Source organism: Luteibacter sp. E-22 (assembly GCF_049913125.1).
Lineage (GTDB): Bacteria > Pseudomonadota > Gammaproteobacteria > Xanthomonadales > Rhodanobacteraceae > Luteibacter.
In genome coordinates, this window is sequence record NZ_CP183975.1 from 3,675,994 (window position 1) to 3,697,131 (window position 21,138).

A 21,138-nucleotide genomic window follows, 5' to 3' on the forward strand; every position below is an offset into this window, starting at 1 on the left:
TCGTGGTGCATAACGCCTGCACAACGACGAACCTTTCGTCCCGAATAACGAAAGCCTCGCGAAAAAACGCCAGCGTAGAAAGTTCGTCGTGCCCACAAGACGGACCTTTGCCATGCAGTCGTTTTTTCGTTTCGCGCGATCACTACGCGGCCGTGCCGGATGGCACAGCACGCGCACGCATGCCATCGGTGCCGTGCTCACCTATGCGCTGCGTTGTGCGTCGAGGTGGCGTGCGCACGATGCGTGGCTGGCCTTTCTGGAGAAGCCGCCGATGGCCGGCATTTCCTCCGTCGACACCGTGCTGGTGGAACGCTATCAGCATCGCTACATCAGCAAGGCGTGGAGCAAGGAGCGCCGATTCAAGGCGCTGCGCGATCATTACGACTTCGCGCTGGCCCGCTTCCCACGCCCGTTCTTCCACACGCTCTATCGCGAGCGCCAGGTGCTGGCCGGGCGCGTGACCTTGCGCGATGGCGGCTTTCTGTCGCTGATCGTCAAGGCTCCCCTGCGCCGTGGACGCGAAGGCGAACTCAGTCTTTCGCTCACCGATGACAATGGGCTGCAGATTTCATACGCCACGATCTCCTTCATCGATGAAGGCCGCACGATCGTCATCGGCTGCCTGCAAGGCGCCGCGAACAACGCGGGCCGCGATGTCGTACGCGAACTCACGCGCCAATGCCACGGGCTTCGGCCGAAGAATCTGTTGTTGTCGATGATCCGTGCGTTGGCCGATGCTTTCGGCGTGGAGCGCGTACTAGGCATCGGCAACGCCTCCCATGTTTTCGCCGGCATTCCGGACAAGGTGAAGGCGGACTACGACGCCTTCTGGATCGAATCCGACGGCGTCGCCGGGGACGATGGCTTCTACGTGCTCCCTCCGCGCGAACCCGTGCGCAACGCATCCGAGATCGAAAGCAAACGCCGTAGCGAGTTCCGTCGTCGCGAGGCCTTGCGCCGCGAGGCTTGCGAGCTAGTCGTCGCCGCGTTCGGTTTCGAGCGGGCCGCGCCCGTCGCGCTGGCCGCCTGACCGGCGCAGTTCGTACAGCTTGGCGTACTTCAGGAACGCGTAGAACGCGTGCACGCGCGCCGCGACGAAGCCGGCCCAGCCGCCGCGCCAATGACCACGCCAGAAGTAGTAACGGGCGAATGCCACCGCCGGATAGAACACCATCCGCGTACGCAGGAAACGGGGTGTCCGGGTGTGCCGGTCGCGCACCTGCAACGACGAATAACGATTGGCCTTGTCGACGCGTCCCTCGATGTCGCGCTCGCCGTGATGGTCGATCACCGCATCCAGCCGCTGCACCGGACCGTCGACGACGACGCTTTCATGCACCTCGTGGCCGCTCATGCGCGCCCGCGTACGGTCGAACAGTCGCACGTAGTGGTTGAGCCGCGCACGCTCCGGCTGCCAACGCCAGAACACCCACTCGCGGCGAAGCAGCACATAGCCGGCGGCTTGCGGCGCATCGAGCGCGGCGCGGATGCGTTCCGCGGCCATGGCCGGTATCGCCTCGTCCGAATCGAGCAGCAACACCCATCGATGCCGGGCCAGGTCGATCGCCGCCTGCTTCTGCGCGCTGTAGCCGGCGAACGGCTGCACATGCACGCGAGCCCCATGGCGTGTGGCGATCTCACGTGTCTCGTCCGTCGAACCGGAATCGAGCACGACGATGTCGTCGGCGAAAGCCACCGAGGCAAGGCACGCACCGATCGTGGCCGCGTTGTCGAACGTGGTGACGACGACCGACAGAGGCTCACGCGGCATGGCGGGCCTCCACATCGGGCAGGTCGGCGAACAGGGCCGCGCACCACGCCGACAGCAACCATGCCGCCAGCAGGCCCCACCATGCCGAGTAGAACGCCATGTGCGTATTCAACGGGAACAGGATGGCGACCAGCGCCACCGTCGACGGAAACGCGCGCGCGCGCGCGACCGCACCGGCGTGCCACCAGGCGCGCACCGCGTACACGGCAGCCACGAGCCAGGCCAGGAGGCCGAGGGTGCCGGTTTCCGTGGCGACCTCGAGCACGACCTGGTGCGCGTGGCAGGCCCCCTCGCCTTCCCCGCATTTCTCGATCGTCAGGAAATGGTCGCCCGGGGAGGCCAATGAAGGATAGGCGACGCGGAAGCCACGCACGCCCACGCCGTTCACCGGATGCGCGGCGTACATGCGCAGCGACGTCGTCCAGATATCGAGGCGACCCGTAAGTGCCGCGTCCATGCCCGCGGAGGTGCCCGACAATGCCGGAAGCGTATGCGCCACGCGATCACGGAAGCGCGGCGACACCTGCCACGCCAGCACGAGGGCAAGGGCCATGACCACGCCGCCCGCGGCGCAGGCGACCGCGAAGCGTCGGAACGACCCGGCTTCGCGCCAGACGAAGCACAGCGTGACGACGGCATAGCAAAGCCACGAGGCGCGCGACCCGGACAAGAGCACCGGCCCGAGTGCGAACAGGAAGGCGACGACAAGCCCACGCCGGCCCCAGCGTTCACGTGCGGCCCATAGCAGGAAGGGCGACAACGCCGACAAGGCGGGGCCGAGTTTCAGGTTGTCCGCACCGAAGATGCCGGAGAGCCGATCCGCATCCGAAGCGCCAGCCAACCCGTAGCCCGTGAGCGCCTGCACCCAGGCATCGGCCACCCAGATCGCGACCACGACGGCCGTGGCGACGTAAAGCGCGTGGACCTTTCCCGGCCGACGCATGGCGAAGCAGGTGTACACGCCCAGCGGGGCGAAGCGCAGGATGCCCGCGACCGTGCCCCAGCTCTTGCCGGGGGCCACCGCGTCCACCGCGGACACCAGGGCGGCCCCCGCGTAGGCCAGGAACAGCCACAGGAACAGCCTGGCGCCCGGATGATGACGCAGCGCCTGCGGCTCGCGCACGAGCAGGAGGATGCTGCCAACGAGGGCAAGAAAGACCCCAAGCTCGGCGCTGCGTCCGAAAGGCAGCAAGGCCGGTACCAGCCAGACCGGCAGCAGCGGCGAGGCAAGCCCCGCCCGGATCGCCGCGCCGACGCTGCGCCCGCTCACGCGGCCGGCACGCCTTCCACCACCTCCGCATACAGCGCCAGGGTGGCCGACTGCATGTCGGACAGGCGATAGCTGCGCGGCGGCGGGATGGACGGGGCGAAGCGAAGCAGCTCCGCGGCGCGCTCGACCAGCTTTTCGCGATCGCCCAGCGGGACGCGGCCGGCGGGATAGAGTTCGGCCAGCAATTCGCCCACGCCGCCGTGGGCGTAGCCGATCACCGGCCGGCACAGCGCCAGGGCTTCCACCACCGTGCGACCGAACGACTCGGGACGCCTGGAAAGCTGCAGCACGAGGGTCGACATCGCGTAGATGTCGCGCACGTCCGACCGCTGCGGCGAGATCACCACCTTGTCGTCGAGCCCACGCTGGTGGACCAGGTTACGCAGTTGGGCCACATAGGCCTCGCGACCGGGCTCGTCGGCACCGAGCAGGAGCAGGCGCACGTCGATGGCCCGATGGGTGAGGTCGGCGATCAGCTCGATCGCATCCGCATGGCCCTTCAGGCGCGTGCCCCTCCCCGGCAGGGTCAGCAGGGGCGCACCGGCCAGCTGTGGGTATTCCTCGAAGAACGCGCGCTGCCAGCTGTCGTCCGGACGGTAACCGTAGGGGAACGCGTCGGTATCGATTCCGCGCGGGATCACGGTGATGCGCGAGGTCTCGATATCGTGGGGGTAGTGGCGCAGCACGTAGTCGCGCAGGGTCTGAGAGACCACGATCACCCGTTCGCCGCGCAGGAGGATCGCGCTGTAGCGGCTGGGCCGGTTCAGGCCGTGCACGGTGGTGACGAAGTGCGGGCGAGGCTTGACGCCCCGCATCGCCCACCAGCCGATCCAGGCCGGCAGGCGCGAACGGGCGTGCACGATGTCCGGCTGGACGTCGCGCAACACGCGGCGCAGCTTGCCGACGGTGAACAGGGTGGCGAACGACTTCTTGCCGATGGGCAAGGCGATGTGTTCGCTGCCTTCGGCTTCCAGCTGCTCGACCATCCGCCCGCCGGCGGAAACGACGATGGAACGATGACCGGCCTGGACCAGGGCCCTGGCGATTTCCAGGGTCGAGCGCTCGGCGCCACCCGAATGCAGGGCGGGTATGAGCTGTACGACGGTCATCGTCCGATTGGGAGAGACGGTGGCCATGGGTCGGTCCGTTTGAGAGGGTACGGGGGCAATGCATGAAGCATGCCCACGCGGGGGCCGATCAGTCTTTCAGGACGTAGGTCGCGCCGCAATAGGAGCACTTCGAGGTGCCACCGTCGTCCTCGATCGGCAGGTAGACGCGCGGATGCGAGTTCCACAGGTACATGCCCGGCATCGGACAGGACAGCGGCAGGTCGGCGCGGGTCACTTCGTAACGATTTTCGGCGTTCGCCGGGATCAGCGGGGCGGCCGCGGGATTGGGGCGCATGGAAAAACTCCGACGATGCGGTGGAACCGGGGATAGAAGGCGATGTTAGCAGGAACGAAATGCCCGGCGTGACGACGCCGCATGCGGCGAGGGCCGCCCGGAAACGAAAAAACCCGCGCCGTCACCGGCGCGGGTTCCACTGCCTCGCGGGAAGCGGGCGGCTTACTTCTTTTCGGCCGAGGCGTCGTGCGCTTCGGTCGTGATGCGGATCTTGATGTCGTCGGAGACGTTCGGGACATACGCGCCCACGCCGAAGTCCGAGCGCTTGATCGTGGTGGTGGCGTCGAAGCCGACCGTCTGCACCTTCATCATCGGGTGCGGGCCGACCTTGTTCAGGCTGACGTCGAGGGTGACCGGCTTGGTCACGCCATGGACGGTCAGGTCGCCGGTGACCTTCAGCTTGCCCTTGCCCGCCGGCACGACCTTGGTGCTCTTGAAGGTGACGATGGGGTACTTGGCGGCATCGAGGAAGTCGGCCGACTTCAGGTGCTCGTCGAGCTTGGGCACGAAGCTGTCGAGGCCGGAGAGCGGCAGGGTCGCCTCGACGGTGGCCTTGGACGGGTCCTTTTCGTCATAGACGAGGGTGCCCTGGACCTGGCCGAGGTTGGCCGTCGGATTGGAGAAGCCGAAGTGGTTCCAGCTGAACAAGACCATCGTATGGCCCGGGTCGAGCGTGTAGGTGACCGGGGCGGCGACGGCGCTGCCGGCGGTGGCCAACAGGGCGGCGAGGGCGACATAACGAAGAGCACGCATGGTGTATCTCCTGCAGTGAGGTGGGTACGGCGGGTGACGGCGGGACCGTGCGGTCACCGCGGGAAGAATCAGGCGATCCGCACGGCTTCGTCGAAGTCCAGGCGCGGCAGGCGTTCGAACAGGTTCTTGCCGGGATCGCCATAGCCGATGTTGACCAGGAAATTCGACTTGACCTGGGTGCCCGCGAAGAACTCGGCATCGACACCGGCCTGGTCGAAGCCGGACATCGGACCGCAGTCCAGGCCCAACGCGCGGGCGGCCATGATCAGGTAGGCGCCTTGCAGCGAACCGTTCCGGGTGCCCGAGGACTGGATCATCGGCTCGTTGCCGACGAACCATACACGCGCATCGGCATGCGGGAAAAGCTTGGGAAGCTTCTCGTAGAAGGCGAAATCGGTGGCGACGATCGCCGTGACCGGAGCCTGCATGGTCTTTTCGACGTTGGTCTCGGAAAGATGGGGCTTGAGGCGCTGCTTCGCGTCCTGCGACTTTACGAAAACCACGCGCATCGGCGAGGAGTTGGCGGCCGTGGGGCCGAATTTCGCCAGGTCGTACAGCCGGTGAAGCTGCTCGTCGGTCACCTCCTTCGGGAGCCACGCGTTGTAGGTGCGGGCCTTGAGGAAAAGCTGGTCAAGCGAAGCATCGGTCAACGGAGCACTCATGGGTATCCTTGTACAGTGATGGCCTGCCGAAACACCGGCATCCTTACAGTGTAAGCGTCACGACGCGATCGTGGATCAGCCGCCCAGGGAACGAACTGTGCCGAAATCGACAACAATCGGAGGCCGGAGCGCCAGGTGAACACGCTATCGCACGAGTCCTGCTGGGTGGTGACCGACGGTGCCGCGGGAAATCGTCGCCAGGCGCTGGCCCTGGCCGAGGCACTGACGCCGTCGATCCGGGAGATCATCGTCCAGTTACGCGCACCATGGTCGTGGCTGGCGCCGCGGAACCTGCCGGGTGCGCGGCTGGCGCTCGGCCGGAACGAGGACAGCCTGCTGCCGCCGTGGCCGAAACTGGCGATCGGCTGCGGTCGCCAGGCCGCCTGGACCACCCGGCAGATCCGTCGCTGGTCCGGTGGGAGGTGCCTCACCGTGCAGATACTCGACCCCAGGATCGATCCGGCGCACTGGGACCTCGTGGTCACACCCCGGCACGACGGCTTGCACGGCGACAACGTACTCCATTCGCTGGGGTCGCTGAATCCCATCGACGACGCCTGGCTCGCCGACGGACGCGATGCGTTCGTGCAGTTCGCCATGTTGCCCCGGCCACGGCTGGGGGTGTTGATCGGCGGGGACCGCCACGGCACGCCCTTCGACCCGGCCGAGGCGGACGCCTTCCTCGCCGCGATACGTACCCGGCACGCGCTGGATGGTGGTTCGGTCCTCGTCGCGGTATCGCGGCGTACACCGGCGGCCATCCTGCCTCGCATCCGCGAGGCCTTCGCCGGTCTGCCGGGCATGGTCTGGACCGGGAGCGCCGATGGCGCGAACCCCTACCCCGGCATTCTCGGCTGGGCCGACCGGCTGGTCGTGACGCCGGACTCGGTGAACATGCTCTCGGAAGCCTGTGCCACGGGGTGTCCTGTCCACACGACCGTTCCTGCTTCCCTGCGGGGAAAACTCGCTCGCTTCCACGATGAACTGCGCGCCGCGGGGCTATTGCACGACATCGATGCGAATACCCCCGCCACGCAGGCGCCTCTTCGCGAAACGGCCGTTATCGCAAAAGAGGTGGCGCGACATCTCGGCCTGGGCTGACGCTCCCACACGGCGCGCACCGGCGCACGGCATCAGACAACCCCGACGAGCTTCACTCGCCATGACGAAGGTGGCGATTTCTCAGAATCGTCTGATGGATAGCTCTGAACGGGAGGAGATAACGTGTCGACGCGCGCCGACAACGGCAGCCCGATGGCCCGTAACGACGCGCGTCCACTTCAACGACAAGGTAGTTTCATGCCGATATCTTCGATTCGCCATTCGTGGCTCGCGCTGCTTTGCGGCGCCGCCGTGCTCTCGCCCGCCATGGCGCAATCCGCACAACCCCGAGCCGTGTTCGCCGCGCATGTGGATGCCGCCGGTCAGGTCATCTCGGGCACCGACTGGGTCGAGCGTGTCGACGTCGTCTACGGCGATTACCGGCCTTCCTTCTATACCGTCCGGCCGCTACCCGGTGCATTCGCGACGGCGCCCATCTGCTCGGTATCGCTGATTCACGAAACCGATCTCCAGGACGTCATCGGCAATGTGGCGGTGCTCAAGGCGCAACCGACACCTTACGAGGTCCTGGTACGCATATCGGCCACCCGCATGCCGAACACCGACCCCGAACTGCTCAACCGTCAGGCATTCGATCTCGTCTGCACGTCGATGGACGGCGCGGCACCCGCGGTGGTGCGGCCTTGAATCGCCGCGGACTTGCAGCAAGCCTGCTGCTCGCCCTGTCCACCACGACCGCGAGCGCCGCATCGCCCAATACCGCAAAGCCCGTGTACGCCGCCCATATCTCCCGGGATGGCGCGATTCTCGCGGGTGCCGACTGGATCGGCGGTGTGACCATCGAAACGCGGGTCGTGGGCGGCTCGGCTTACCATCTCGTCCTGTCCAGCGATCTCGCGCCTTTCACGCCACTGTGTACCGCATCGTCGGTCACGGACGATCTGAACCTCTACGACTACGTCGACACACGCATCGAGCCTTCCGAGCCCGGCCATGTGACGGTGAACCTGCACGCCGGCAGCCGGTTGCCGGGAGTGCCCAGTGAAGAAGTCGACCGGGGGGCGTTCCATCTGCTTTGCGTCATGCCGGGCTGAACGGACGACCGGGCGCTCAGGCGTCCACGTAGCGGGCGGCGGCGCCCACCCAACGGGCAATCAGCAATTCGCAGCGCGCGGCGTGGTCTTTCATCATGGCCTCGGCCACGCGCTGCACCTCTGGCATCAGGTGTGCGTCGCGCGCCAGATCGGCGATGCGGAATTGAAGTTGACCCGTCTGGCGAGTGCCGAGGACTTCACCGGGGCCTCTCAGTTCGAGGTCCTTCTCCGCGATGCGGAAGCCATCATTCGTCTCCCTCATCACTTGCAGCCGCTCCCTGGCCAGACGCGACAGTGGCGTCTGGTAGAGCAGCACGCAATTGGACGCGATCGCGCCACGCCCCACCCTGCCGCGCAGTTGGTGCAATTGCGCGAGGCCCAGGCGCTCGCTGTTCTCGATCACCATCAGGCTCGCGTTGGGCACGTCCACGCCCACCTCGATGACGGTGGTAGCGACGAGCACGGCAAGCTCGCCCGCCTTGAACGCGTCCATCACCGCCTGCTTTTCCTTCGGTTTCATGCGTCCGTGGATCAGTCCGACTGCGAGGTCGGGCAAGGCGGTGGTCAGTTCGGCGTGCGCGACCTCCGCGGCCTGCGCATTCAGTTGCTCGGATTCCTCGATCAGCGTGCACACCCAGTAAACCTGCCGGCCCTGCATGCACGCCGCGTGGATGCGCTCCATGACGTCGAAACGCCGCTCGTTCGACAGTGCCACGGTCTGCACGGGCGTGCGCCCCGGTGGCAATTCGTCGATCGACGAGACGTCGAGATCGGCATACGCACTCATCGCGAGCGTGCGCGGGATCGGTGTGGCCGTGAGCACGAGCTGGTGCGGAATGAGGTCGCCTTCCGCGCCCTTGTCGCGCAGCGCCAGCCGTTGGTGTACGCCGAAACGGTGCTGCTCGTCGACGATGACCAGGCCCAGCTTCGCGAAGGCCACGCCCTCCTGCATCAACGCGTGCGTGCCGACGACGACGTGCGCTTCGCCACTGGCGGTGCGATCGAGTGCTTTCTTGCGTGCCCTGCCCTGCACCTTGCCGGCCAGCCATTCCACGTCCAGTCCCAGCGGTTCGAGCCAGGCGCGGAAGTTGCGCAGGTGCTGCTCGGCAAGCAATTCGGTCGGCGCCATCAGTGCCACCTGATAGCCGCTCTCCACGGCGGCGACGGCGGCCAGCGCGGCGACCACGGTCTTGCCGCTGCCGACATCGCCCTGCACGAGGCGCAGCATGGGATGGGCGCGCGCGAGATCGCGCGCCACTTCTTTCGAGACGCGTGCCTGGGCCTTGGTGAGGGCGAACGGCAGCGCCTCCAGCAACCGGTCACGCAGCGCGCCGGCACTTTTCAACGCGGGCGCCTTGCGTTTTTTCACCGCCGCGCGCATGCGCCGCAGGGTGAGGTGCTGGGTCAACAGTTCCTCGAAAGCGAGGCGCTTCTGCGCGGGATGCCGGCCCTCGCCGAGTTCGCGAAGATCGACCTCCGGTGGTGGCCTGTGCACGTAGAGCAAAGCCTCGCGCAGCGAGGCCAGGCCCATCGGACGGCCGATCGATTCGGGGATGAGTTCCAACCTGTCATCCGCCGGCAAGTGGGCCAATGCCCGCGAGACGAGGCTGGCCAGCCGCCGTGGACCGAGACCTTCGGTGGTCGGGTATACCGGCGTCAGCCGTTCATCCACCACCACGGGTTCGTCGGGTTCGATGCGCTGGTACTGCGGGTGGACGATCTCCAGGCCCTGCGGCCCCTGGCGCACTTCACCGAAGCAAAGCAGGCGCGTGCCCTTCGGCAACTGGTCGACCTGCGACTTACGGAAGTGGAAGAAGCGCAGCAGCAGCACGCCGCCGGATTCGTCGCCGATGACCACCTTGAGTTGCGGCCGGAAGCGGAAGCCACGCTCGACGAACTCGACGATGCCTTCCACCTGCGCACGGTCGCCGGGGCGCAGGTCGGCGATCGGCCGCACCTGGGTGCGGTCCTCATAGCGCAAGGGCAGATGGAACCAGAGGTCCTGCACCTCGCGCAGCCCGAGCCTTCCCAGCGTTTCGGCGAGCGCGGGTCCCACGCCGCCGAGTGTCGTCAGCGGCGCGCGCCCGGGGTCCGCCACCGGCGTGGCGGGAGTCGGCGATGCATGGCGAGCCACGGAGACCGCGCTATGGCTTACGGCAGGACGAGGATCGCGTCGACCTCGACCTGGGCCCCCTTGGGCAGGCCCGAGACCTCGATGGTCGAACGCGCCGGATACGGCTGCTGGAAGTACTCGGCCATCACCGCGTTCACCGCGGCGAAGTTGCCCAGGTCGGTGACATAGATACCGACGCGGACGATGTCCGACAGCTTGCCGCCCGCGGCCCCGGCGACAGCCACGAGGTTGTCGAACACACGGCGGGTCTGCGTGGCGATGTCGCCTTCGACGAGGTTGCCGGTGGCCGGATCGAGTGGAATCTGGCCCGAGAAGTACACGGTGTTGCCGGCGCGCACGGCCTGCGAATACGGGCCGATGGCCGAAGGTGCCTTGTCGGTGGCGATGGTGCTGCGGGTCATGGAATGTCCTAGAGCGGGTGGCGGTAGACACCGCTGACCACGCCCGTGCGGCGCACGCGGCGCATCACGTCGGCGAGGTGCTTGCGGTCCTTCACCTCGATGGCGAAGAGTAGCGTGGCCGCGGTGCTGTCACGCTCGATGTATTCGACGTTCTCGATGTTCGAACCGGCATCGGCGATCGCGGCGGCGACGGTGGCGAGCACGCCCGGCCGGTTGAGTACCTCGATGCGTAGCTCCGCGCGGTAGTCGCCCGAGACGTCGCGATCCCATTCGATGGCGACGATGCGTTCCGGCGTCTTGCGGAACTCCGCCACGTTGGGGCATTCCACGCGATGCACCACGATGCCCTTGCCCGAAGACAGGAAACCGACGATCTCGTCGCCCGGCAGCGGGTGACAGCAATTGCCGAAGCTGAGCACGCCGCGCTCGGCGCCGCTGATGCGGATCTTCTCCGCCGAATGCTCGGCGGGCGCCTGCGTATGGCTTTCGCCCGGGCCGAGCAGCGCCACCAGTTGCGTCGCCACCTGGTCGGCGAAACGGTTGCCCAGGGCGATCTCGGACAGGAGTTCCTCCAGGCGCTTGAACTTGGCGTCCTCGAGGAAGCGGTCGAGCGTGGCGCCGGGGATCGCGTCCAGGCTGAGGCCACGGGCATCCAGGGCGCGATCGAGCATGCGGTGGCCGAAGTCCACGGCATCCTCGTGCTGCAGGTGCTTGAGGTACTGGCGGATCGCCGTGCGCGCCTTGCCGGTGACCACGGCCTCGAGCCACGCCGGGTTGGGCACGGCCGATGGCGCGGTGATGATCTCCACCTGCTGTCCGGACACCAGGCGCGTGCGCAAGGGCACCAGCTTCTTGTCGACGCGCGCGGCCACCGCGTGATCGCCCACGTCGGTGTGCACCGCGTAAGCGAAGTCGAGCGCCGTGGCGTTGCGCGGCAGCGAGAAGATGTCGCCGCGCGGCGTGAACAGGTAGACCTCGTCGGGAAACAGGTCGATCTTGACGTTCTCGAGGAACTCCGACGCCGAGGGGGTGTTCGCCTGGCTGTCGGCCAGCGCGGATAGCCACTCGCGTGCCCGCGCCTGCGCGCTGTTCGCCGGACCGGAATCGCTCTTGTACGCCCAGTGCGCGGCCACGCCGCGTTCGGCCACCGACTCCATCTCAGAGGTGCGGATCTGGATCTCGATCGGCGCACCGAAGGGCCCGAGCAGCACCGTGTGCAGCGACTGGTAGCCATTTCCCTTGGGAATGGCGATGAAATCCTTGAAGCGGCCATCCACCGGCTTATACAGGCCATGCACGGCGCCGAGCGCCATGTAGCAGTGCATGGCCGAGTCGGTGATGACACGGAAACCGTAGACATCCATGAGCTGCGCGAACGACTTGTGCTCGTTGCGCATCTTCGAATAGATGCTCCACGCCGACTTGATCCGGCTTACCGCGCGGCCGGGAATCTTCTCCGCGGCGAGGCGGCCTTCGAGCGCCATCTCGATCTTCGCCATCGCCTCGCGGCGATTGCCCAGGGCGGCGCGGATGCGCTCGCCGATGATCCGGTGACGATCGGGGTAAAGCGCCTTGAATCCGAGATCCTGCAGTTCGGCCTTGAACTTGTTCATGCCGAGGCGTTGCGCGATGGGCGCGTAGATTTCCAGTGTCTCGCGAGCGATGCGCCGGCGCGATTCGGCATCCTTCGCGCCGAGCGTGCGCATGTTGTGCAGTCGATCGGAAAGCTTGATCAGGATGACACGGAGATCGCGCGCCATGGCCAGCAGCATCTTGCGGAAGCTTTCGGCATCGGCTTCGGCACGGCTGGAAAAACGCATCTTGTCGAGCTTGGTGACGCCATCGACCAGTTCGGCCACGGTTTCACCGAAGGCACCGGCCAGCTCCGCGCGTTCTAGCTTGGTGTCTTCGAGCGTGTCGTGCAGGATCGCCGCGATGATCGTCTCGGCGTCGAGGCCGAGTTCCGCGAGCACGTGCGCCACGGCTACCGGGTGGGTGATGTACGGCTCGCCGGATTTGCGGGTCTGCCCTTCATGGGCGGCGGCGCCGACCAGGAAAGCCTTGCGGATACGCAGCACCTGGTCGTGCGGCAAGTAGGCACCCACACGATCTTCCAGTGCCTGCACATAGGGAGGCACCGGTCCGTCATCGACCACGTCGGTCAGTTTTTTCGCAGGGATGACTTCCATGGGAGAATCTCGCGCGCCTCAGGCCGCGGAGCCTCCCGCACGCGGCCTATCCAGCCGCGCGTCAGCGTGCGCAGGGTGAGGATGAATGCAGGGCCGACAACGACCCGGCGTCATCAATCATCTCCGCCCTTCGAGAGGTCGTCGTCCACTTCGGTGGCGGCCCACTCGAGGGCTTCACGCTCGGCACGTTCACGGGCCGCGCGGTCGATTTCGTCGATCATTTCGTCGCTGACGCGGCGATCGGCGATCTCGCGCAGGGCGAGCACGGTCGGCTTGTCGTTGTTCGGGTCGAGGGTCGGTTCGGCGCCCTTGGACAACTGGCGCGCGCGCTTGGTCGCCATGAGCACGAGCTCAAAGCGGTTGTCGACTACCTCGAGGCAGTCTTCGACGGTAATACGGGCCATTTCAAATCCTTGACAATAAAGATACTTCTGACCGTGCAGTTTAGCCGCCTGGCCCGTTGGCTGGCAATCGGGGTAGGGGTATCATGCGCGGTTCTGACCAGGACGGACGGGCCCTCCGTGCAAATAATAATACCGCGCGGTACACTAAAGCACCGCCCCACCCCCAAAGCCACATCGATGCGCCCCAGAACCCTGCAACGGATCGTCCAAACCGCGTTAGGCCTCGTCGCCGCCACCCTGCTGGCGGCCTGCCATATCGCGCCCCCGCGCACCGACGATCCGAACGAGAAGTTCAATCGCAAGGTCTACGCCTTCAACGACTCGCTGGACAAGGCGATCATCCGCCCGGTCGCCGTCGGCTACCGGAAGGTGACCAACCCGCCCGTGCGCACGGCCATCAGCGACTTCTACACGAATATCCGCTTGCCGGTGACGGTGGCGAACGACCTGCTCCAGGCCCGGCCCAAGCAGGCCTTCCTGACCACAAGCCGCTTCGTGGTCAATCTGACGATCGGCTTCCTGGGCTTCAAGGACCCGGCCAGTCTGCTCGGTCTCCCGCTGGAGCAGAACGACTTCGGCGTGACCCTGGCCCGCTGGGGCGTGCCCGAGGGCGACTACCTGGTGCTCCCCTTCGTGGGCCCGACCACGGTCCGCGATGTCTGGCGCCTGCCGGTCGACAGCTATTTCTTCGATCCGCTCAGCTATTACACGCGTAACCACGACTTCAAGTACGGTCAGCAGTACGTGCCGCAGGTGCTCTATCTCGTGACCCTGCGCTCGCGCGGCATCGACGCGGAAAGCTTCCTGGCTTCCGCCTATGACCCGTACGTGTTCATCCGTGACGCCTATCGCCAGCAGCGCCTCTACAGCATCTACTACGGCAATCCGCCGCCGGAAGCCATCGAGCAGATGCAGGGCCTGAACGACAGCAAGGACTTCGACCCGGACAAGCTGCTCGACGAGCAGCACACCTGGGAACGGCAGAACGGCGAAAAGCCGCAGTGACGAAAAGGGCCCCTCGGGGCCCTTTTCTTTCGCTGTTCGTGGAACCTGGGACGGCACTATGGCTCGGCTTCGCCCTCGCATTCGCCGTTGTGCGTGGCGGGGGAGCTGCCGGGCGCCCCCCTCGGCGCGCCAGGCGGCGCCGGCCCTTGGGAAAGGAAGCCGCTGCGCGGCGGTGTTTGATGGCTTGCGCCCCTTCGGGCTCGGACGGTCGGGCGGGGGTTTTCGATTCGGCTCCTGCCTCAGCGAAAACGATCGGCCGTCCTGGCCGATCCCCTACGGGCCTTGTCCGCCCGGCCATCCTCGTCGCCTCATGGCGCGCCGAGGGGGACGCCCGGCAGCTCGATCCACACTGCGGTGGGTTGAGGGGAAAGAGCGAAGGTTGTCGCACGCTGCATACCGCATACCGCACACGGAACACCGCGACACACCGCCAAGCACCGCCCCCTGTTGGATCACTGCACCCTGGTGGGAGCCGACTCTGTCGGCGATCCCGCGGCAGCGGGCCCGGTCGAGGCAAGCACCCATCGCCGACAGAGTCGGCTCCCACCAGAGCGACGGCCACCCGAATGGCGGGTGCTGCTTGTGCCGCACGACACCTCAGTGTGCAGAGAGCCGTCGGCCGCCACCCTCGTCGCGAGGTGTGGAACCGAGGAGTGCCGGGCGAAAAGGCCCGTAGGGGGCCGGCCTGGACGGCCGGCCGTTTTCGCTGAGGCACGGAGGCCGAATCGAAAACCCCGCCCGGCGCGACGGGCGCGACGGGGCGCAGCCATAAGACATGGCCGCGCAGCGGCTTCCTTTCCCGAGCGACGGTGCAACCGGAGCGACGAGGGTGGCGGCCGACGGCTCCGCCCCACGCCCCCAACGCGAGGGCGAAGCCGAGCCCGATGAAACGTGGAGCACTGGCCCGCTGCCGCGGGATCGCCGACAAAGTCGGCTCCCACCAGTCAGCCCCACCAGTCAGCCCCACCAGTCAGCCCACCAGGTCGGGCACACCTGGGCTACAGGGCCCCATCGGGGCCACACTGGGCGAATCAGAAGAAGGAGTCGACGCCGGAGACGCGTGCCAGGGCCTGCAGGCCGGCGGGCGCGTGGGTGACGGAAAGCGCCCTGCCCTGGCTGCGGGCATGGGCCAGCAAGGCCAGCACGGTGGCAAGGCCGGCGCTGTCCACCTGGGACAAGCCACCCAGGTCGAGGTTGACCTGACGACCGCCGTCCAACTGATGGCGTGCGGCCTCAAGGGCGTCGGCTGCGGTCGCGAACGTGAGCGCGCCGGAGACCGCGAGGGTCTCCGGCGCCGGATTGCCGAACTGGAACGCCGGCGAGCTCACTTGCGGGCGCCGCCGGTCTGCTGCTGCATTTCGTCGATGGCGGCCGAACCCTTCTGCTCGAGGTCGGCGGTCAGCTTGTCCAGGCCTTCCTTCTTGATCTCGGCGTCGACCTGATTGCGGTAGTTCGTGATGTACGAAATACCCTCGATGATCACGTCGTAGGCCTTCCAGTCGCCCGTCTTCGACTTGCGGAACGCGTAGTCGACCGAGACGGACTTGCCGTCGTCGAGCATCACCTGCGTACGCACGACGGTGCGCTTGTTGTTGAGGTCGCCACTGAACGGCAGGACCTTCACGCGACCGCGGGTGTAGTTGAGCAGGCCTTCCGCGTAGCGGTGGGTGATCGAGTTATAGAAGGCCTTGGCGAAGCGCTCGCGCTGCTCGGGGGACGCCTTGGAAGCGTTCTGGCCGAGCACGAGGATCGACGCGTAGTCGATGTCGAAGTGCGGCAGGAAAACGTCGTCGATGACGGCGATGAGCTTTTCCTTGTCGCTCTTCAGTTCGGCCTGGTGGCCCTCGATGGCCTTGGCGAGGTCGTCGGAGATGGTGGTGACGATGCCCTGGGGGGACTGCGCATCGACCGCCGCGGGCGCGGCCTGCGCGAAGGCGGGCGCGGCCACTACCGTGGTCATGGCGAGGGCGAGTGCGAGGGAAAGCTGACGCAACATGCGGTGTCTCCTGGTCCGGCCTTACTTCTTGCCGGCGTTGTCGGGTTGGGTGGAGCCCTGGGCGCCACCGGACTTGTTGTCGCTCGGCGAACCATTCACCAGGAACTTGCCGATCAGGTCTTCCAGCTGGAGCGCGGACTGCGTGAGCACGAAGCTGTCGCCTTCCGCCAGGTATTCCGGCGACCCGCCGGGTTGGATCGCAACATACTGGCTACCGATCAAACCGCTGGTGAATACCGCGGCCGCCGAGTCATCCGGTATCTGGGAGTAGCGTTTGTCGATCGCAAGGGTCACCGTGGCTTCGCTGCTGCCGGGCTTGATCACCACCGAATCGACGCTGCCGATGGGCACGCCGGCCATTTTCACCGCCGCGCCGGGCTGCAGGGCACCGACATTGGTGAATTCCCCGGTCACGTGAAAGGTGCCGCCGAGGCGGTCCGGCGCGCTGCCGCCACCAAAGAACTTGCCGAGCATTTCCTCCAGCTGCTGGGCCGGACGGGTCAGGCCGATCTCGCCGCCTTCCTTCACCGGGTTTTTGGAGCGGCCGAACTGGATGCCCACGTACTGGTCGCCGAGCAGGCCGCTGGTGAAGATCGTGGCGACGGAATCGTCAGGGATGTCCTTGTGCCGGTCATCGATGGACAAGGTCACCTTGGCCTCTTCCTTGCCCGGCACCAGTTCGATCGATTGCACGGAGCCGACGCGTACACCGGCGATCTTCACCGGAGCGCGGGTCTTCAACTGGCCCACATTGGCGAAATGGGTTTCCACCACATAACTGGAACCCTGGCTGGCGTTGGCCACCGAGGTGGTCTGCGTGGCGAGGTAAGCCAGGGCGGCGAAACCGAGCACGATGAACAGGCCGGTGCCGACGGCATAGGAACGTCTCTGGGTCACGGCACGATCCTCGAATGGGCGATGAAGGAATGACGGGTCATGGCGGGTCTCCGGTGCCTCAGATCAGGAACGAGGTGAGGACGAAGTCCAGCGCCAGGATGGCGATGGACGAGGCCACCACCGTGCGGGTCGTCGCATAGGCGACGCCCTCGCTGGTGGGCGGGGTGGTGTAGCCCTGGAACACCGCGATCAGGGAGACCACGATGCCGAAGGCGATGGATTTGAGCAGCACGCCGTCGATGATGTCCTTCTGGACGTCGACGGTGGCGGTCATGTTCGACCAGAAGGTGCCGTTGTCGATGCCCAGCCAGGTGACACCGACCAGATGGCCACCGAACACGCCCATGGCACAAAAGACCACGGCGAGCAGGGGCAAGGCGACGACGCCGGCGAGGAATCGCGGCGCGGCGACGTAGGCGATCGGATCGACCGCCATCATCTCCATGGCGTCGAGCTGGTCGGTGGCGCGCATGAGGCCGATCTCGGCGGTGACCGAGGTACCGGCGCGGCCGGCGAACAACAGGGCCGTGACCACCGGGCCCAACTCGCGGTAGATGGCGATGGCGACGACGGTGCCGGTGGCGGACGTGCCGCCGAAGATCGAGAGCACGTCGTAAAGCTGCAAGCCCAGCACCATCCCAACGAACAGGCCGCAGGTCATCACGATGGTGAGGCTCATCGCGCCGACGAACCAGATCTGCCGGATCGTCTCGCGGCCATGACGCAGACTGCGCGGAACGGCAGCGAGGATGGTCAGCAGGAAGAGCCCGCAGGCGCCGATCTGCGTCAGGCTGCGAATGACGACATTGTCGTCCTTGGCGGTCATGCCTTGCCTCCGGGGAAACCGAGCGCGGTGGCGTAGTCGCCCGCGGGATACTGGAACGGAACCGGGCCGTCGGGCTCACCCCCGAAGAACTGCGCCGTCCAGGGCGAGCCGTCGTTGGCGAGGGAATCCGGCGCGCCCTGCGCCACGACCTTGCCATTGGCGATCAGGTAGACGCGGTCGGCCACTTTCTGCACGGCCGCCAGCTCGTGCGCCACCAGCACGCTGGTGATGCCGAGGGTCTGGTTGAGCGTACGGATCAGCAACAGCACCTGGTTCAACGCGATCGGGTCCAGCCCGACAAAGGGCTCGTCGTAGAGGATCAATGCCGGATCGAACACGATGGCGCGCGCCAGCGCCACGCGGCGGGCCATGCCGCCGGAAAGCTCCGTGGGCATCAACCGGGCGGCACCGCGCAGGCCCACGGCCTGCAGCTTGTTCAACACGATGTTGCGGATGAGTTCTTCCGGCAGCCGGGTGTGCTGGCGCAGCGGGAAGGCCACGTTCTCGAAGACATCGAAATCCGTGAGCAGGGCGGAGTTCTGGAACAGGTAGCCGATCCGCTCGCGCAGGCCGAACAGCCGCTCGCGCGACAGCGCCGGCACGTTCTCGCCGTCCACCTCCACGCTGCCGGCGTCGCCGCGCATCTGCCCGGTGATGTGCTTCAACAGCGTGGTCTTGCCCGTGCCGCTGGGGCCCATGATCGCAGTGACCTTGCCACGCGGGATGTCCAGGTCCAGGTTGTCGAAGATGGTCTTGCCGTTGAGGACGGTGGTCAGGCCGCGGATGCGGACGATGGCGTCGTCGGTCATGGTGCGAGCAACTCCTCGATCAGCGATTCGTGGCGGCGGGCCGACCACGGCGTACGCTGGCGGACGGCGCGGACGATCGCCTGGAGATCGCCCAGGGCGTCCTCGAAACGGTCGTTGACGATGATGTAGTCGAATTCGTGCGCATGCGCGATTTCCTCGCGGGAGTTGAACAGACGGCGCTCGATCACCTCCGGCGCATCCGATCCTCGACCCCGCAGGCGGCGTTCGAGTTCCCCACGGGACGGCGGCAGGATGAAGACGCTGACGCAGTCCGGCTTGCCCATGCGCACCTGGCGCGCGCCCTGCCAGTCGATTTCCAGCAGGACATCGGCGCCTTCGGCCAACTTGCCCTCCACCACGGTACGCGAGGTGCCGTAGAGGTTGCCGTGCACTTCGGCGTGCTCCAGGAAGATGCCGTCGACGATCTCGCGCTCGAAATCCGGGCGCTCCACGAAGAAATAGTGACGGCCGTATTCCTCGCCCACCCGTGGAGGCCGCGTGGTATGCGACACGGACAGCGATATGCCGGGCTCGCGCTCCAGCAGCGCGTTGACCAACGTGGACTTGCCCGCCCCGGAGGGCGCGGCCACCACGAACAGGGTGCCTTCGATCATCCGCGGCTATCTCGTTGGGGGTTCATGGCTCGCTCCCGGTGGCACCGGCGCACCGACCGGGCAAAAGACGATTGTACCGGGTTTCGGCTATCGGCCACCTTTCGCCCGACTGATCCGGGTCTCAGTCCGGCCGCTTGTAGACCACCCCGCCCTTCATCACGAAAGCGACGTGCGCGAGCGCCCCGATGTCCTTCGTCGGGTCGCCGGGCACCGCGATGATGTCGGCTTGCAATCCGCTGCGCAGCTGGCCGATCCGGTCCTGCTGGCGGAGCACCTTCGCGTCCACCGCCGTCGCGGCCAGGAGGGCGCGGGCGGGCGTCATGCCATCGCGCACCATCCACTCCAGCTCCTTGTAATTGGTGCCGTGCGTGAACACGCCAACGTCGCTGCCGTTGCCTATGGTCACGCCGGCGTCCATGGCGAGCTTGAAGGCCTTCGCGGACTTCGTCATCGCCTCGGTCGGCGGCTGGTCGGGCTTCCACCCACCGAAGTATTCGGCGTAGGCAGCGCTGGCTTCGAGCGTGGGCATGTAGGCCACGTTGTGCTTCTTCATCAGCGCGAAGACTTCCGGCGTGCCGTCGTAGCCATGTTCGATGGTCTCGACGCCGGCCGTGACCGAGCGGCGCATGCCTTCGGCGGTCGAGGAATGCACCGCCACCGGCAATCCCAGCGAATGCGCGGTCTCCACGGCGGCGTTCAATTCCTCCTGGCTCAACGTCGGCATCGAGCCCTTGGCCTTGCCGCAGTGGTAGTCGGCATAGAGCTTGATCCAGTCCGCGCCGTGCGCCGCCTGATCGCGCACGGCGTCGATCATCTGCGCGGTGCCGCTGACCGGCGCCGCCCCCTGCGGCAGGTCGATGTCATCGCGAAAGCCGAACGGCCCCGGCCCATAGCAGTGCCCCGCCACGATCGCGCGCGTCGCCACGAACAGGTGCGGTCCCGGGATGAGGCCCTTGTCGATGGCCTGCTGCACGTCCACGTCGGCATAGCCCGCACCCTCCGTACCCAGGTCACGCAAGGCGGTGAAGCCGCTCATCAAGGTGTCGCGCGCGTGCTTCACGGCCAGGACCGTGCGGAACGCGAGCGTTTCCTTCACTACCTGGTCGTTCCACGGCGTTTCGTTGTACGGATGCAGGAAAACGTGCGAATGGGCGTCGATGAGGCCTGGCAGCAGGGTCGTGCCCGGCAGGTCGATGGTCTGCGTTCCCGATGGCGCGGAGATTTTCGCAGCCGGCCCGACATCCACGATCTTGTCGCCCCGGACGAGGACCACCCAACCGGCGTGCGCCTGTTCGTCACGGGCGTCGAAGACGCGGTCGGCCTTGAGCAGGATCGAACCCATGGGCGCTGGCGCCTCAGCGGCGACGCCCACTATGGACAACAGCGAGAGGGCAAGCAGTCCCCACAGCCTAGCGCGTCGAGCCATTGCGTTTCTCCGCTTGGAAAACGGCTATATGACTGCAATGGGTCGATGAATTCAATGACCGTAGGATGTGGGGGCGTAGCCGTCAGTAGCCCATTGGTTGCATAACAAAATTCAGGGTACAAGCATAGATAGCCACGGTCATATGCACACGATGTAGCCTTACGAGCGTCCTCAGGTGCGAAGACATGGCAAGGAAACCGCAGCTCGCGCCATCTCCCAACGGGAGCAACGAACCGGCGCTACGCCGCGCCCCATTACTCGCCAGGATGGTAAGCGTTCGGCTTCATCATTGAAGTGCTTGAGGCCGGGGCGCCCCAGACAATCGGTTGTCCGCGCGGCGACGATAGGTACTCACCAGGACGACGTGCTGTCTCCATACACCACCGCAGGCCCTTGAACGGGAGGTACACCTGCCGTGCTA

General features: G+C 66.4%; 22 protein-coding genes. 5 read left to right on the forward strand and 17 right to left on the reverse strand.

The annotated features are described in order from the left end of the window. Positions 1–112: 112 nt before the first annotated feature. Positions 113–1,030: a VirK/YbjX family protein gene (locus ACN9M2_RS16385; RefSeq protein WP_426285690.1), complete on the forward strand. Its 918-nt coding sequence runs from the start codon at positions 113–115 to the stop codon at positions 1,028–1,030. On the opposite strand, the gene ACN9M2_RS16390 is transcribed toward ACN9M2_RS16385, so the two are convergent. The 6 genes from ACN9M2_RS16390 to ACN9M2_RS16415 form a co-directional block, all read right to left on the reverse strand. Further along, positions 974–1,771, reverse strand: a complete 798-nt coding sequence (locus ACN9M2_RS16390) for a glycosyltransferase family 2 protein (RefSeq protein ID WP_426285691.1) — start codon at positions 1,769–1,771, stop codon at positions 974–976. The two genes, ACN9M2_RS16385 and ACN9M2_RS16390, sit on opposite strands and share 57 nt — an antisense overlap. Next, entirely contained in the window at positions 1,761–3,041 is a 1,281-nt protein-coding gene (locus tag ACN9M2_RS16395; protein ID WP_426285693.1) for an O-antigen ligase family protein, read from the reverse strand. Before ACN9M2_RS16395 ends, ACN9M2_RS16390 begins: the two co-directional genes overlap by 11 nt. Beyond that, complete coding sequence (locus tag ACN9M2_RS16400; RefSeq protein ID WP_426285694.1) at positions 3,038–4,177, reverse strand: glycosyltransferase; 1,140 nt, start codon at positions 4,175–4,177, stop codon at positions 3,038–3,040. The genes ACN9M2_RS16395 and ACN9M2_RS16400 overlap by 4 nt, the downstream gene beginning before the upstream one ends. Before the next feature lie 61 nt (positions 4,178–4,238). Then, positions 4,239–4,445, reverse strand: coding sequence for a zinc-finger domain-containing protein (locus ACN9M2_RS16405; RefSeq protein ID WP_167031395.1), 207 nt, complete (start codon positions 4,443–4,445; stop codon positions 4,239–4,241). A 162-nt stretch (positions 4,446–4,607) separates the two neighbouring features. After that, positions 4,608–5,198, reverse strand: a complete 591-nt coding sequence (locus tag ACN9M2_RS16410; protein ID WP_426285695.1) for a YceI family protein — start codon at positions 5,196–5,198, stop codon at positions 4,608–4,610. Between the two features lie 68 nt (positions 5,199–5,266). Then, a complete protein-coding gene (locus ACN9M2_RS16415; protein ID WP_371022534.1) occupies positions 5,267–5,860 on the reverse strand; it encodes a malonic semialdehyde reductase in 594 nt (197 codons plus the stop codon). Between the two features lie 135 nt (positions 5,861–5,995). On the opposite strand from ACN9M2_RS16415, the gene ACN9M2_RS16420 reads away from it, so the two are divergent. From ACN9M2_RS16420 to ACN9M2_RS16430, 3 genes are all read left to right on the forward strand, one after another. After that, positions 5,996–6,961, forward strand: a complete 966-nt coding sequence (locus ACN9M2_RS16420; RefSeq protein WP_426285697.1) for a mitochondrial fission ELM1 family protein — start codon at positions 5,996–5,998, stop codon at positions 6,959–6,961. 123 nt (positions 6,962–7,084) lie between these two features. Next, positions 7,085–7,609, forward strand: coding sequence for a hypothetical protein (locus tag ACN9M2_RS16425; protein ID WP_426285698.1), 525 nt, complete (start codon positions 7,085–7,087; stop codon positions 7,607–7,609). Then, on the forward strand, positions 7,606–8,016 hold the full coding sequence (locus tag ACN9M2_RS16430) for a hypothetical protein (protein WP_426285700.1): 411 nt from the start codon (positions 7,606–7,608) through the stop codon (positions 8,014–8,016). Before ACN9M2_RS16425 ends, ACN9M2_RS16430 begins: the two co-directional genes overlap by 4 nt. Before the next feature lie 16 nt (positions 8,017–8,032). Here the strand turns inward: ACN9M2_RS16430 and recG are convergent, their stop codons facing one another. From recG to rpoZ, 4 genes are all read right to left on the reverse strand, one after another. Next, on the reverse strand, positions 8,033–10,150 hold the full coding sequence (gene recG, locus ACN9M2_RS16435; protein WP_426285701.1) for an ATP-dependent DNA helicase RecG: 2,118 nt from the start codon (positions 10,148–10,150) through the stop codon (positions 8,033–8,035). Between the two features lie 17 nt (positions 10,151–10,167). Then, positions 10,168–10,551, reverse strand: coding sequence for a RidA family protein (locus tag ACN9M2_RS16440; RefSeq protein WP_426285703.1), 384 nt, complete (start codon positions 10,549–10,551; stop codon positions 10,168–10,170). Positions 10,552–10,559: 8 nt separating this feature from the next. Further along, positions 10,560–12,740, reverse strand: coding sequence for a RelA/SpoT family protein (locus ACN9M2_RS16445; RefSeq protein ID WP_426285704.1), 2,181 nt, complete (start codon positions 12,738–12,740; stop codon positions 10,560–10,562). A gap of 113 nt (positions 12,741–12,853) precedes the next feature. Further along, positions 12,854–13,144, reverse strand: coding sequence for a DNA-directed RNA polymerase subunit omega (gene rpoZ, locus ACN9M2_RS16450; protein WP_306849349.1), 291 nt, complete (start codon positions 13,142–13,144; stop codon positions 12,854–12,856). Positions 13,145–13,321: 177 nt separating this feature from the next. On the opposite strand from rpoZ, the gene ACN9M2_RS16455 reads away from it, so the two are divergent. Further along, positions 13,322–14,149, forward strand: coding sequence for an MlaA family lipoprotein (locus ACN9M2_RS16455; RefSeq protein WP_426285706.1), 828 nt, complete (start codon positions 13,322–13,324; stop codon positions 14,147–14,149). Between the two features lie 1,031 nt (positions 14,150–15,180). Here ACN9M2_RS16455 and ACN9M2_RS16460 read toward each other — a convergent pair. The 7 genes from ACN9M2_RS16460 to ACN9M2_RS16490 form a co-directional block, all read right to left on the reverse strand. After that, positions 15,181–15,477, reverse strand: a complete 297-nt coding sequence (locus ACN9M2_RS16460; RefSeq protein WP_426285707.1) for an STAS domain-containing protein — start codon at positions 15,475–15,477, stop codon at positions 15,181–15,183. Then, the gene (locus tag ACN9M2_RS16465; protein ID WP_426285708.1) at positions 15,474–16,145 is read right to left on the reverse strand and encodes an MlaC/ttg2D family ABC transporter substrate-binding protein; all 672 of its coding nucleotides are present in this window, start codon (positions 16,143–16,145) and stop codon (positions 15,474–15,476) included. Before ACN9M2_RS16465 ends, ACN9M2_RS16460 begins: the two co-directional genes overlap by 4 nt. A gap of 21 nt (positions 16,146–16,166) precedes the next feature. Beyond that, entirely contained in the window at positions 16,167–17,042 is an 876-nt protein-coding gene (mlaD, locus tag ACN9M2_RS16470; protein ID WP_426285709.1) for an outer membrane lipid asymmetry maintenance protein MlaD, read from the reverse strand. A gap of 58 nt (positions 17,043–17,100) precedes the next feature. Then, entirely contained in the window at positions 17,101–17,868 is a 768-nt protein-coding gene (gene mlaE, locus ACN9M2_RS16475; protein WP_371022525.1) for a lipid asymmetry maintenance ABC transporter permease subunit MlaE, read from the reverse strand. Continuing rightward, positions 17,865–18,677: an ABC transporter ATP-binding protein gene (locus ACN9M2_RS16480; protein ID WP_371022524.1), complete on the reverse strand. Its 813-nt coding sequence runs from the start codon at positions 18,675–18,677 to the stop codon at positions 17,865–17,867. The genes mlaE and ACN9M2_RS16480 overlap by 4 nt, the downstream gene beginning before the upstream one ends. Continuing rightward, positions 18,674–19,291: a guanylate kinase gene (gene gmk, locus ACN9M2_RS16485; protein WP_426285711.1), complete on the reverse strand. Its 618-nt coding sequence runs from the start codon at positions 19,289–19,291 to the stop codon at positions 18,674–18,676. The genes ACN9M2_RS16480 and gmk overlap by 4 nt, the downstream gene beginning before the upstream one ends. Before the next feature lie 121 nt (positions 19,292–19,412). After that, entirely contained in the window at positions 19,413–20,633 is a 1,221-nt protein-coding gene (locus ACN9M2_RS16490) for an amidohydrolase family protein (protein WP_426285712.1), read from the reverse strand. Between the last annotated feature and the right edge of the window lie 505 nt (positions 20,634–21,138).

Excerpts from the sequence above, each read along its gene's own strand:
- ACN9M2_RS16385 (WP_426285690.1), top strand. The coding sequence starts at position 113 with ATGCAGTCGTTTTTTCGTTTCGCGCGATCACTACGCGGCCGTGCCGGA.
- ACN9M2_RS16390 (WP_426285691.1), bottom strand. The coding sequence starts at position 1,771 with ATGCCGCGTGAGCCTCTGTCGGTCGTCGTCACCACGTTCGACAACGCG.
- ACN9M2_RS16400 (WP_426285694.1), bottom strand. The coding sequence starts at position 4,177 with ATGGCCACCGTCTCTCCCAATCGGACGATGACCGTCGTACAGCTCATA.
- ACN9M2_RS16405 (WP_167031395.1), bottom strand. The coding sequence starts at position 4,445 with ATGCGCCCCAATCCCGCGGCCGCCCCGCTGATCCCGGCGAACGCCGAA.
- ACN9M2_RS16410 (WP_426285695.1), bottom strand. The coding sequence starts at position 5,198 with ATGCGTGCTCTTCGTTATGTCGCCCTCGCCGCCCTGTTGGCCACCGCC.
- ACN9M2_RS16415 (WP_371022534.1), bottom strand. The coding sequence starts at position 5,860 with ATGAGTGCTCCGTTGACCGATGCTTCGCTTGACCAGCTTTTCCTCAAG.
- ACN9M2_RS16440 (WP_426285703.1), bottom strand. The coding sequence starts at position 10,551 with ATGACCCGCAGCACCATCGCCACCGACAAGGCACCTTCGGCCATCGGC.
- ACN9M2_RS16445 (WP_426285704.1), bottom strand. The coding sequence starts at position 12,740 with ATGGAAGTCATCCCTGCGAAAAAACTGACCGACGTGGTCGATGACGGA.
- rpoZ (WP_306849349.1), bottom strand. The coding sequence starts at position 13,144 with ATGGCCCGTATTACCGTCGAAGACTGCCTCGAGGTAGTCGACAACCGC.
- ACN9M2_RS16455 (WP_426285706.1), top strand. The coding sequence starts at position 13,322 with ATGCGCCCCAGAACCCTGCAACGGATCGTCCAAACCGCGTTAGGCCTC.
- ACN9M2_RS16465 (WP_426285708.1), bottom strand. The coding sequence starts at position 16,145 with ATGTTGCGTCAGCTTTCCCTCGCACTCGCCCTCGCCATGACCACGGTA.
- mlaE (WP_371022525.1), bottom strand. The coding sequence starts at position 17,868 with ATGACCGCCAAGGACGACAATGTCGTCATTCGCAGCCTGACGCAGATC.
- ACN9M2_RS16480 (WP_371022524.1), bottom strand. The coding sequence starts at position 18,677 with ATGACCGACGACGCCATCGTCCGCATCCGCGGCCTGACCACCGTCCTC.
- gmk (WP_426285711.1), bottom strand. The coding sequence starts at position 19,291 with ATGATCGAAGGCACCCTGTTCGTGGTGGCCGCGCCCTCCGGGGCGGGC.
- ACN9M2_RS16490 (WP_426285712.1), bottom strand. The coding sequence starts at position 20,633 with ATGGGTTCGATCCTGCTCAAGGCCGACCGCGTCTTCGACGCCCGTGAC.